Genomic DNA, 11,957 nt, shown 5'->3' on the forward strand with positions numbered 1-11,957 from the left:
GCGTGCGCGCAAGGCCGTTAGCGAGCCTTCAAAAAGCGTTGTTCATGATCAGGACTCGGTAACAGACACGTGTCGTACTTGCCGAACAGCCGATAACGATTCAGCGCAATGCGATCGTAAGCCCAATCGCGCAGCGTACGTGGCAGCAGGCGCAGCAGCTGGAAAGGCTGCCAACGGGCGGGCAATTGGCTGACGACTTCAAGGAATGCATCCGAGCGTTCCCAGTAATTGCGGTCGCGAATCACCGCCATGGTGTCGAACTGATCGATCGGCAAACCTGCCCACGCCAGCAGCGCTTGCCCCTCGGGTGACTGCACCGCCGCCAGGCGTACGCGGTGCTGGTGATCATGCCGGATCAGGAACTTTGCCCAGCCATTACAAAGCTTGCACACGCCATCGAACAACACCACCGTCTCGCCGGGTTTGAGCAGGGGTGCTGGAGAAGGGCGGGTTTGAGCAGCCATGGGCGTGGTTCCGTTGCGGCGGGGTTGTTCACGATCATAGCGGTGGGCTGGCGCAATTGCTCAGCAGATTTTCCTCGCGGGGACGACAACTCGCGCGGGTTTTCGTAGATTGTCGGCAGTTATCTGGTCAAGGATCTGAACGAGTAAATCAGCGTTTGCCCGTGAATCGTCGCGGGGGCATTCATCGCCATTTTGGCAACAGTGTTTGTCCCCTCGGTCGATTTTTCCACGCGGCGTCATCCCATAGCATCGTTCTCAAGCCGCCAGCACTAACGCTGAAGCGGTCACTCAACGAGAACGGTGAACATCATGAGCATGAAAAAAATCGCCTTGGTTTTACTGCTTGGCAGCTTCGGTGCGCAGGCTTATGCGGCTTCTTCGCAAGGCCAGGAAACCCCGGTTGAAACCTACGGCTACTCGAGCAAACTCGACATCGAACATGTGATCTCGATCACCGAGCCGGCCAACGAATGCGCGCCAGTGCCGGTGCAGATGACTTACGAAGATTCGCAGGGCGAACGCCATGTCCTGCAGTATCAAGTGATGGGAACTGGCTGCTCCAGTTGAGCCGTTGCAGACCGTGGAGGGTCGACACTCCGCCTCTGCTGCACTCAGTTTTCTGCGGTTTGCGCAGCACGTTCATCCGATGCCAGTAATTGCGGTATCGACTGTTTCAGAAATTCCACCCAGGTTCTGATTTTCGCATCGACGAACTTGCGCGACGGATAGATCGCGAACAGGTTCAACTCCTCCAGCCGATACTTCGGCAGCACCCGCACCAATGTTCCCGCCCTCAGGCCATCCACGGCCGACGCAATCGGCTGAATACCAATCCCCATGCCTTTTCTGATCGCGATGGTCATGCCGTCGGCCGTGTTGATATGGAACGGCGACAGGGGAATGGTGATGGTTTCCATGCCTTGTGGGCCTTCGAACGTCCAGTGCTCGACCGGCATCACCGTGTTGACGATCCGCAGGCACTCATGTTCGCTAAGCGCTGCGGGAGAATCCGGCATGCCGAGTTTCTGCACATACGCGGGCGAGGCGCAGAGGATGCTGTAGGTCATGCCCAAGCGCTGCGCGACGAAGCCTGAGTCAGGCAGGTCGCGGGCCAGCACGATGGACATGTCGTAACCTTCTTCGAGCAGGTCCGGGACGCGATTGGTCAGGGTGAGGTCGAACATCACCGTCGGATGAATCTCGCGGTAACGCGCAATGGCATCGATCACGTAGTGGTTGCCGATGGCTGACATCGCATGGATTTTCAAACGCCCGACGGGCAGTGTCTGCGCAGTGCCGGCCTCTTCGTCGGCCTCGCGGACGTCATCGACGATTCTTTCACAGCGTTGCAGGTAGCGCAGGCCCGCTTCGGTGAGCGCGAGGCGGCGGGTGGTGCGGTTAATCAAACGTGTGTGCAGGCGGGCTTCGAGAGCAGAAACCGCTTTCGAGACGTTGGTCGTGGTGGTGTCGAGCAGTTCGGCGGCGGCGGTGAAGCTACCGCTCTGAGCGACGGCGATGAAACAACGCATGCTCTGGAAAACGTCCATCGTGGTCGTCTCGGTGTTGAGTCGTTGATGATAAAAAGCGGCCTTGGAGCAGGCCGCTGATGTTTCGCGGGTCATGCTTTTCGGGTCATGGCTTTCGGGCAATAAACCCGGGTACGCCGGTTTCTACCACTGAATTGAAACGGATTCGCGTGCTGATCTCTCCCTTGATCTCAAGCATCGCGCGCTGGGGCAATGTGGCGATAGCAAAGTTTTCCTGAATACGGCTCGGCGTCGCCGAGGTGGTCAGAAATGCCGTACCACGCTGCACCGCCCACGCCAGCGCCACTTGCGCCGGGGTTTTCTGCACGTTCCGGGCAATGCTCGTCAGTACAGCATCTTCGAGTACGTTCGGCTGCATGCCATGCCCCAGCGGGGCGAACGCGAGAAGAATAATCCCGTGCTGTTGGCAAAATTCCAGCATCTCCCATTCTGGCAGATAGGGGTGCGCTTCGATCTGCACCACGGCCGGTTTGATGCGTGCCGCGGCGACAATCTCCTTCAGCGCCTCGAGGGTGATGTCGGACAGGCCGATGGACTTGCAGCGACCTTCATCGACCAGACTTTCGAGGGCACGCCAAGTGTCGAGCAAGCTGATTTCGCCATCGTAGATGACATGGCCGAAGACGTCTCTAGGGTCCTGATCATCGCCCGGCTTGAAGGCGAATGGCGTGTGGATCAGGTAGCAGTCGATGTAGTCGGTTTGCAGGCGCTGGCAACTCGCTTCAAAGGCCGGCCGAACGCGTTCGGGACGATGGTTGGTGTTCCACAGTTTGGTGGTGATGAAGACGTCTTCGCGGCGTATCTTGCCGGCAGCAAAAACCTCCTGGAACGCCACGCCGATCTGCGCTTCGTTACGGTAGCGCTCGGCACAGTCAAAGTGCCGGAAACCGCTTTCCAAGGCGTATTTGACGGCGGCGGTGGTGGTACTCAAATCGCGAAACAGTGTGCCGAAACCAACGGCCGGCATCGAGCCTGCGCCATTGTTCAACGGCCAGCGAGTGTCGCGAAGCTCATCGTGAAAGGCTTCGTAAGTCATGATTTTCTCCAGTGTCGGTGGTTACAGCGGTTGTTGATCAGCGTGTTCGCGCGTGGCGAGTTTCTGCCCGAAAACACCGACGGAATTGCCGCCCAGCGCGACGAACAATTGCACGGTGTCGAGATAACGATCGGTCTTCGCGCGGATCTGCCCGAGCAGCGCCTGTTGGTAGGCACGCTGCGCTTCGAGCACTTGCAACAGGCTGTTTTCGCCTTGGGCGTAAGCCTGTTGGTTGAGCTGCAGGCTGCTGCCGGCGGCGCGCAAGGCGTCGTCCTGCGCGCGGTTTTGCTCAGCACCGTGATTGATCGCCTGCAAGGTGTCCGCCACCTGGCCGAACGACTGAATCACTGTCTGCCGGTAGCGCGCGAGCGAGGCGTTGTAGCCGTCGACCGAGGCTTGGCGTTCAGCCTTGAGCGTGCCGCCATTGAAGATCGGCGCGGTCAAACCTGCCGCCAATCCCCACAGTGCGGCGCCGCCATTGCCTGACGCGGCTTGTGCCAGCGAAGCCGACAATTCGACGCGTGGATAAAGATTGGCGGTCGCGACACCCACCGCCGCGCTGGCCGTGTGCAGCTCGGCTTCGGCCTGGAGGATGTCCGGACGATTGCGGGCCATTTCCGAGGGCAGGCTGACCGGGAGGTTTGCCGGCAAGGCAAATTCCTCTAGGGCAAAATCTGGCGCGATCCAGTCTGCCGGGCCTTTGCCCGCGAGGATCGACAGCGCATGCCGCGCCGCGTCGCGTTGTTGTGCCAGCGGTGGCAGCAGGGTGCGATCCTCGGCGAGGCGGGTTTCGGCGAGGGACACATCGATCCGCGTGGTGCTGCCGCTCTGCTGGGCGCGCTGCACCAGATCAAGGTTTTTCGCGTCGTTGGCCAACAGTGATTGCACCGCTTGAATCTGCGCGTTGGCCGACGCGAGCAACAGCGCCTGGCGAGCGACATCTCCGGTCAGGGTCAGGTAAGCCGCTTCATAGCGGTGCTTCTGCAAGTCGGTCAGCGCCTGTTGCCCTTCGACCTCGCGCTTGAGGCCACCGAAGGCGTCGAGGTCGAACGCCACGCGAGGCCCGATCGCGTAGACATTGGCAATGCTCGGGTCAGCCCCGGTGTGGGTCCGTTGACGACCGGCCGCGGCGGCGAAATCCACCTGCGGAAACAGCGAACCTTCCGCCGCCGCCACAGAGGCGGCAGCTTGGCGGAGGGTTGCGTCGGCGGCCAGCAGTTGCAGATTGCCGTCGATGGCGCGACGCATTACTTGGTCGAGTTTTGCCGAACGCAGGGCCGTCCACCAATCACCGTTGATGCGCTGGCCCATGTCGAAACGCTGTTCGGCGGGCTGACGTTCGGCTTGCTGATCGTAGTGTTGCGACGAGCTCGCGGCGGGCCGTTGAAAGTCCGGGCCGACGGTGCAGGCGCTGAGCATCGCCATTATTGCCAATGCGCTGAGTGCACTGGGGAATGCGGAGCGGGTGAAGCGTGTAGACGTTTTCATTGTGCAGACTCCACGAATATCAGTTGGCCGCAGCAGGTTTGCGCAGGAACAACACCAGCGGGCTCACCACGAGCATCGCCAGCATCAGAATCTTGAATTGCCCCATCACCGCGACGAACGCCGCCTGATGGGTCACCAGATGGTTCAAACCTTCCAGCGCCGGCAGCGAGGTCGGCAGCGCCACGCGATAGGGCGTCAACTGACTGACCAGCGCCGAGTGCATCGCCTGGGTGTTGTTGAAGAAAAACAACTGCACTACTGCCACGCCGAGGGTGCTGCCATAGACGCGCATCAGGTTGAACAGGCCGCTGGCCTCCGGGCGCAGTGTCGGGTTGATGGTGCTGAATGCAGCCTTGCTCAGTGCCGGCATGAGAATGCCGAGGCCGACACCCTGAATGAACCCGGTCACCGCCACGGGCGTCCAGTCCATCAATGGCGAGTAACCGAGCATCAGCCAGTTGGCGTACACCACCAGAGCAATGCCCACTGCTATGAACGCGCGGGTGTCGACCCACGCCGGCGCCCGGCCCATCAACAGAAACGCACCGACCAGGCCGACACCGCGCGGGATGGTCAGCGCGCCTGTGGTGTCGGGTGGATAACCGAGAATCTCGTCGAGCATCGGCGAGGTCAGCGCCATCGTCGACAGCAGCACGAAACCGAGCGCGAAGAACATCACCGTCGACAACATGAAATTGCGGTCGCGCAGCAACGCCTTGCTGATGAAATGCGCCTTGCTGGTCATTCGATGGACCACGAACAGGTACAACCCGAGCACACAGGCCAGCGTCTCGATCCATATTTCCGCCGAGTCGAACCAGTCCAGCCGTTCGCCACGGTCGAGGCACATTTGCAGGCCGATCATGCCGAGGGTGAAGGTGGCGAAACCGAAGAAGTCGTACGGCGGACGTTGATCGGCCTTTTTCTCGCCGAGCAGCAGCGTCACCACCATGAAGATGTACGCGAGCAGTGGCAGGCTGAGGTAGAACATCGGCCGCCAGTCGAAGTATTCGCAGATGACACCGCCGATGCTCGGCCCACTGACGATGCCGAACAGCACCAGCGCCGTCCATTTCGGCGCGAACGCCGGACGTCGCTCGGCGGGCAGCGTTTCCAGCGCAATGGCCATCGACAGCGGCGCCAGTACGCCACTGGCCAGGCCTTGCAGAATGCGCGCAGCGATGAACTCCAGCGGCGTGCTTGCCAGCGTGCCCAGCCAAAGCCCAATGGCGAACGCCAGCAGCGCCAGTTGATAGACTCGCTTCAAACCGAAGCGCGCAGCCAGCCACTGGGCAATCGGCAACGTGATCGCGCTGGCGGCCAGATAGGCGGTGAAGATCCAGCCAGCCTGATCGTCAGTCATCGACAGGCTGCCCTGGATCAACCGCAACGCGGCATTCGGCAACGGCAGGTTGACCGATTGCAGATAGGTCGCCAGCAGGGCAACGGCGTACAACCAGCGTTTGTCAGCGGCGGCGTTCATCACGAATTACCTGCGCTGAGCAACGACTTCAGCGGATACCACCATGGCGTGCGGTGGCCGGTATCGACCTTGACCGTGGCGCTGGTGCCGGAGAACAACGGCAGCGTCGGGTCGGTTTCGTCGAGTTCAAGCCGCACCGGTACGCGCTGCACCACCTTGACCCAGTTCCCGGTGGCGTTTTCCGGCGGCAGCAGGGCGAAATCGGCGCCGGCACCGGGGCTCATGCTGATCACGTGCGCCGGCAACGGCCGATCCGGGTAAGTGTCGAGGGTGATGGTCGCGGACTGGCCCGGGCGCATATGAGTGAGTTGGGTTTCGCGAAAGTTGGCTTCAACCCAGATCTCCCGGTCGGAAATCAATGCGAAGGCCGCGCCGCCGTTGTTGAGGTAGTTGCCGACCTGCAAGTCATCGACCTTGGCGACGATACCGTCGGCCGGCGCGGTGACGGTGGCGTACGACAGATAAAGCTGCGCCTCGTCGAGTTGTGCCTTGGCCTCGCGCACGGTCGGGTGGCGGTCTATGGCGATGTCCGGATTGCCGTTGAGCGCAACCACGGTGCTGGCGATCTGTTGTTCGACCGAGGCGATGCGTTGGCGCGAGACCTTCAAGTCGGTTTCGGCGCGCTCATAAAGGGCACGCGAAACGAACTCGGTGGCGACCAGCGCTTTCTTGCGGGCGAATTCTTTCTGATCGTAATCCGCCGAGGCTTTCGCCGATTGCAGTTCCGCCTGTTGCTGGCGATAGCTTGCCTTGAGCCCGTCGATGCGCAGGCGCGCGTTGCCCAACTGCGCTTCGGCGCGGTCGACGGCAATCTGCAAGGGCTGCGGATCGAGCCGGAACAACAGCTGACCCTTGTGCACGCGTTGATTATCATCGACAGCGATCTCGACCACTTGCCCGGAAATCCGCGCGTTGATCGAAGACTTGGCCACCCGAGCGTAGGCATTGTCGGTGGAGACGAACGGCTCGTTCGCCACGTATTCGCTGTAGCCAATGATGGCGAAGAGCGCGGGAACGCCGCTCATCAATATTGGGCGCAAGCGTTGCTTGAGTGGTTTTTTCGGCGGCGCGTCAGTGAAACCGGGTACTCGCTGGGCGCTCGCTTGTTCTGCGGTGAGATCAATTGGCTGGGTCATGATCTGTTCTTTCCAAATGCTGGAACCTGAACCGGGAATCGGGCCGAGCCGGACAATGACCGGTGACCGCGACGTGATTAATGCTGCAAAAAATCAAATCCGTACGCGGTGGGGGAGGATCGCTCCGTGCCGCTTTTTCTTCGTCGTCACACCCGATTCGAGTGGCGTTACAACAAACCTGCCGATCAAGGAATTTCTGGTTCCTTAATTTTGTGCGATGGTGTAAGAATATGAGCGACGCTCAACCCTTGCAAGGAATTTATACGAGATGGCACAAAATAAACCGACAGCAGCAAAAGGCCGTGGCCGTCCACGCGCCTACGACCCGCAAACAGCGCTGCAACAGGCACTGGGAGTGTTCTGGAATACCGGTTATTCCGGTGCGTCGCTGGACAGCATCGCCAGCGCAGCGGGGATGAATCGTCCGAGCCTGTACGCCGCGTTCGGCGACAAGCACGCGCTCTATATCAAGGCGCTCGATCAATATTGGGCCACCGCGCATGCCGCGATGCAGGCGGCATTGACTGACAGCAGCCTGTCGTTGGCGCAGGCACTGAGCGGTTTTTATGAAGGGCAGTTAGCGATCTATTTTTCCGGTGACGGGCAGCCACGCGGCTGTTTTGCCATCGGCACGGCAACAACCGAAGCCGTCGAGGACCCGGAAATCCGTAATGTGCTGTCAGCCAGGCTGAGCCAGCTCGATGCCGATCTTGAAAAACGCCTGCAAACCGCAATTGATGCCGGCGAGCTGAAAACCGACAGCAATCCTGCGGCGCTGGCGGTGCTGATCTCCTCGCTATTGCACAGCATCTCGATTCGCGCGCGCGCGGGTAAATCCCGTGACGAGTTGGCGGGGCTGGCCGGCGATGCCATCAAGGTTATTTGCGGTTGAGAACGTGTGCGTCGATGCGCGCGGTGATCCACTGGCGACTGTAAGCCAAAACGCTTTCGGCAAACGCCGTCGGAAAGTGGATAAAGCCGTGAGGCGAGGAGGGCAGCAGGTACATCTCGACCGGCGCCGACTGCCGCCAGCGCTCGGCCAGTTCGAGGGTGTCGTCGCGCAACGGATCCAGCTCGCCGGCAAACATCAGCGCGGGCGGGAAGTCGCTGAAATCGCCATACAGCGGCGAAAGTGGGGGCTGCTGGCGCTGCGCGTCACTCAAGTCCGGCGTGAGCAGGCGCAGTGCCGTGACCATGCCGGGGCCGTCCAGCACCAGCGTCTGCGGCGTCGCGGCGTGCACACTTGGCGTGCCGCTCAGATCGTAGACGCCGTAATACAACAGCGCACCGCTGATCCGTTGCAGCAGACCGGGCGATGATTTCAGGGCCAGCAACGTCGCTGCGGCCAGATGCCCGCCCGCCGATTCACCGACGACGATCACCGGCAGATCGGCAAATTCGGCATCGCTCAACAACCCGCGAGCGGCGCACAGGCAATCGTCCAGCAAGCCTTCAATCGGCGTCGACACCGCCAGCCGGTAATCGACCGAGACCACCGTGACCTCGCAGGTATTGACCATGGCAATGTTGAAGTTGTCGTTCATCTGCGCATTGCCGATCACCCAGCCGCCACCGTGAAAATCCAGCACCACACCTTTGGCTTGGCCGTGCGGCCGAATGATCCGCACGGGCACCGCACCGTACATTTTCCGCTCGGCCATCAGCCCATGTTTGCGCAACTTGCCCGCACCGCCGATCTGGCTGGCGCGCAGCAGCGCCTGGATCAGACGAGGCGTGAGGCGATTGCGGATCTTGAAGCGCGGCAGCCAGGCGAGTTTCCGGTTGAATGCGCGCACCTGCGCCAACTCGCGCTCGCCCTGTGGCCACGGTGTTGCGCTACCCCAGTTGGAATCAGTCATCAGCGGTTCTTGAGCAGGATGGAGAAATTCAACGCGGCGGCAACGCACAACCACGCCAGGTACGGAAACAGGATCAGGCCAGTGATCAGGTCCAGTTGCAACGCCAGCACCACCATCGCGGCCACCACCAGCCAAAGCAACGTGAGGATCACCATCGCGGCGAACACCTGATGCGCGCCGAAGAACACCGGCGTCCACAGCGTGTTCAGGGCAATCTGCGCCGCCCATAACGCCAGCACGGTCTGGCTGCCAGGGATCAGGCTCAAGCGATAACCGGCCCACGCCAGCAACAGGTAGATAATCGTCCAGGCCACGGGAAACGCCCAATTCGGCGGGGTGAAGCGCGGTTTTACCAGCGATTCGTACCAAGGCCCCGGTTTGAACATCACGCCAGTGGTGGCCGCCGCAGCGCAGGCCAAAAGGAAAATGAAAAAGGTCATCGCCAGTCCTTAGCTGTGATCAGCTTGTTGGGAGTGTAAGAAGAGGACAGCCAGCCGACGCGAAAAGTTTGCCTCAGCGCCGCGCTTTTCTCTGTTCGGAGCGAGATGCAGTTGAACTAAAAAACTGACTGATGCGTCAGGATAATCAGTTGCCTTCAACTTCAGACCCGGAGAAGACCATGTACAAATACCTGATCGAATACCGCTTCAACAACGAACCGCGCAGCCATCTGCTCGAACTCAAGCAACCACAATTGGCCACGCACGAGGCCGCGATGCATCTGCTGGAGCTGCATCTGGGCGATGCCGAAAACAGCTTGATCATGCCCACAGCGGATTCGACGCCCGAGCAAATCCTCGAACAGGCCGAGCGGGTAGGGCTGACGCAGATTCAGGTGAAAAACCAGGCGCGCTAAGCCGCTGTTGGCACTCGCGCCGCGCAACGCATGCGGTGCGCCTGCGCGCGACCAATGATGGGTTTGCCTGAGTGTTTATGCGCAAGGTGCTGAGTGCTTGATCTGCTTGCCTCAGCAGACCGCCGGTTCCTGCGCATTCTGCTCGCTGAGCACACTCATGCGTTCCCCATGGACGCGTAGAAACTCCTCGGCGGCCATCGGTTTGCCGAACAGCCAACCCTGGCCAAAGTGCACGCCACGCCCGCGCAGATAATCCGCCTGCGCCTCGGTCTCGATGCCTTCGGCGACAATCTGCAGACGCAGGCTCTTGGCCATTTCGATGATGTGCGACGTCACCGAACCGGTCGCGGCATCCTGATCGATGTTGTCGACAAACGACTTGTCGATCTTCAGCACGTCCAGCGGCAGTTGTTGCAAGTGCTGAAGGCTGGAAAAACCGGTGCCGAAATCGTCGATCGCGGCCAGATAACCCAGCGCGCGGGCATGATTGACCGTGGTGCGCGCCGAGTCGATCTCGACAAAACCGCGCTCGGTCGCTTCCAGCCAGATCTGCTTCTGCTGCACATTGGCCTGGCGCAGCGCCGCTTCGAGTTTCGGCAGGAAACGGCCGCTGCTGACGTCCTTGGCCGCCAGGTTGATCGCCACGTGCAGGCTGCGATCCTTGACCAGCAGCGGGCCGAGGTCGCGCATCACCGAATCGATCACTTGGTCGGTGATCGGCAGGATCAAACCGCTGTGTTCCGCCAACGGAATAAAGGTATCCGGGCGCACCAGGCTGCCGTCCGGATGTTGCCAGCGCACCAGTGCTTCCGCGCCGACCCAGGCGCCATCGTCGAGGCTGACGATCGGCTGATAATGAACGACGAACTCGCGATTGCGCACCGCCAGCTTCAGCTCGGCCAGCGGCGACAAACGTTGACGGGTGCGCCGGACGATCATCAACACCAACATCCCGGCGAACAGCCCGCCGATGGGCAGCAAGAGCATTTCGCGGCGCAACAGGCCCTGCATCAATTCATGCCGCGACAGGGCGGCGATGGCCACCCAGTCGCCGCTGTGCACGAGGGTGTAGAGGTAACCGTCCTCCAGCGCCGAATGCGAACCGGAATGCACGCGGCTGAGAAAGTGTTCCGCGCCCGGTCGCGAGACGCTGACCAGTTGGCCGGCAGCGGTGCCGACTGCCAGATGCAGATCATCTTCCAGCATCACGTGCAGAAACTGCTCGGGATCGACCAGTACATTGAACGCCGCGTATTGCAGCGCCATCATCGGTTTCGCCGGGACGATGCGCGACTGCACGCCGAGGGATACGCGCACGCCGTCGGACGTGGTGAAATCCTCGCGCCAAGGCGCCGCGTGTTGACCGACCGGGCCCCACGAACCGCAGGCGTACACCTCTTCTTCGACATAGCCGACCGACTTCACGGAAAAGGTATTGATCGTCAGCAGACGCATCTCGTCGATGCTCGCGGGCGTGCAGGGCGCGAGGTGCGAACCGGCGATGCTTTTCAGCGCCCCGGCAGCTTCCTGAAATGTCCCGTTGGCGCGGCTGGACGCCACGGCTGCAAGGGTTTCCAGACGTTGCTGGGCCGACGCCAGATTCAACATCCAGGCGACATAACCCATCAAAAGTACCGGAAGCAAGACACACGGAAGGCCTAGGAGAATGCTCCCCCAGACAATGCGTTTTTTGTTCATGGCGCCACCTTGGCCAAAAGGCCTGTGACGTGCGCACAGCACGGCTGTTTTCAGCCACACCAGAATAAAGCTGCCCGAATCAGCAAATATTGCCGCAGATCAACATAACTGCCGATCCACGATCCCCTGTAGGAGTGAGTCTGCTCGCGATAGCGGTGGGTCATGTAGCCAACCGTTGCCTGACACAACGCCATCGCTGGCAAGCCAGCTCCCACAGGTTCCTATGTGAAAACCGAGATCTCCAGCAACGCCGAGATCCCTGTGGGAGCGGGCTTGCTCGCGAATGCGGTGGGTCATATAGCCAACCGTTACCTGACACGACGCCATCGCGAGCAGGCTCACTCCTACAGGTTTTGTGTGAGCAACGAGACCTTGGGCCACCCCAAAACT

The 11,957-nt window shown here is 60.8% G+C and carries 12 protein-coding genes; 3 read left to right on the forward strand and 9 right to left on the reverse strand.

What is annotated here, in order from left to right:
• Positions 1-17: 17 nt before the first annotated feature.
• Positions 18-464, reverse strand: a complete 447-nt coding sequence (locus QOL84_RS03990; RefSeq protein ID WP_283436265.1) for a thiol-disulfide oxidoreductase DCC family protein — start codon at positions 462-464, stop codon at positions 18-20.
• Positions 465-773: 309 nt separating this feature from the next.
• On the opposite strand from QOL84_RS03990, the gene QOL84_RS03995 reads away from it, so the two are divergent.
• On the forward strand, positions 774-1,031 hold the full coding sequence (locus tag QOL84_RS03995; RefSeq protein ID WP_283436266.1) for a DUF2790 domain-containing protein: 258 nt from the start codon (positions 774-776) through the stop codon (positions 1,029-1,031).
• A 44-nt stretch (positions 1,032-1,075) separates the two neighbouring features.
• Here the strand turns inward: QOL84_RS03995 and QOL84_RS04000 are convergent, their stop codons facing one another.
• The 5 genes from QOL84_RS04000 to QOL84_RS04020 form a co-directional block, all read right to left on the reverse strand.
• Positions 1,076-2,011 (reverse strand): LysR family transcriptional regulator, encoded by a 936-nt coding sequence (locus QOL84_RS04000; protein ID WP_283438616.1) that lies wholly within the window; start codon positions 2,009-2,011, stop codon positions 1,076-1,078.
• Between the two features lie 85 nt (positions 2,012-2,096).
• The gene (locus tag QOL84_RS04005) at positions 2,097-3,047 is read right to left on the reverse strand and encodes an aldo/keto reductase (protein WP_283436267.1); all 951 of its coding nucleotides are present in this window, start codon (positions 3,045-3,047) and stop codon (positions 2,097-2,099) included.
• Positions 3,048-3,068: 21 nt separating this feature from the next.
• Positions 3,069-4,535 (reverse strand): efflux transporter outer membrane subunit, encoded by a 1,467-nt coding sequence (locus QOL84_RS04010; protein ID WP_283436268.1) that lies wholly within the window; start codon positions 4,533-4,535, stop codon positions 3,069-3,071.
• Positions 4,536-4,554: 19 nt separating this feature from the next.
• Positions 4,555-6,018, reverse strand: a complete 1,464-nt coding sequence (locus QOL84_RS04015) for a DHA2 family efflux MFS transporter permease subunit (protein WP_283436269.1) — start codon at positions 6,016-6,018, stop codon at positions 4,555-4,557.
• Positions 6,018-7,154, reverse strand: coding sequence for an HlyD family secretion protein (locus tag QOL84_RS04020; RefSeq protein ID WP_283436270.1), 1,137 nt, complete (start codon positions 7,152-7,154; stop codon positions 6,018-6,020). Before QOL84_RS04020 ends, QOL84_RS04015 begins: the two co-directional genes overlap by 1 nt.
• A gap of 268 nt (positions 7,155-7,422) precedes the next feature.
• Between QOL84_RS04020 and QOL84_RS04025 the strand changes: the two genes are divergently transcribed.
• Positions 7,423-8,046, forward strand: coding sequence for a TetR/AcrR family transcriptional regulator (locus QOL84_RS04025; protein WP_283436271.1), 624 nt, complete (start codon positions 7,423-7,425; stop codon positions 8,044-8,046).
• Here the strand turns inward: QOL84_RS04025 and QOL84_RS04030 are convergent.
• Positions 8,033-9,013, reverse strand: coding sequence for an alpha/beta hydrolase (locus tag QOL84_RS04030; protein ID WP_283436272.1), 981 nt, complete (start codon positions 9,011-9,013; stop codon positions 8,033-8,035). The two genes, QOL84_RS04025 and QOL84_RS04030, sit on opposite strands and share 14 nt — an antisense overlap.
• Positions 9,013-9,453 carry a tryptophan-rich sensory protein TspO gene (gene tspO / locus QOL84_RS04035; RefSeq protein WP_129394199.1) on the reverse strand — a complete coding sequence of 147 codons (441 nt, stop codon included), beginning with the start codon at positions 9,451-9,453 and terminating at the stop codon, positions 9,013-9,015. Before tspO ends, QOL84_RS04030 begins: the two co-directional genes overlap by 1 nt.
• A 179-nt stretch (positions 9,454-9,632) precedes the next feature.
• Between tspO and QOL84_RS04040 the strand changes: the two genes are divergently transcribed.
• Positions 9,633-9,869: a hypothetical protein gene (locus QOL84_RS04040; RefSeq protein ID WP_283438617.1), complete on the forward strand. Its 237-nt coding sequence runs from the start codon at positions 9,633-9,635 to the stop codon at positions 9,867-9,869.
• Between the two features lie 111 nt (positions 9,870-9,980).
• On the opposite strand, the gene QOL84_RS04045 is transcribed toward QOL84_RS04040, so the two are convergent.
• Complete coding sequence (locus QOL84_RS04045; RefSeq protein ID WP_283436273.1) at positions 9,981-11,495, reverse strand: EAL domain-containing protein; 1,515 nt, start codon at positions 11,493-11,495, stop codon at positions 9,981-9,983.
• Between the last annotated feature and the right edge of the window lie 462 nt (positions 11,496-11,957).

Source organism: Pseudomonas helmanticensis (assembly GCF_900182985.1).
GTDB lineage: Bacteria > Pseudomonadota > Gammaproteobacteria > Pseudomonadales > Pseudomonadaceae > Aquipseudomonas > Aquipseudomonas helmanticensis.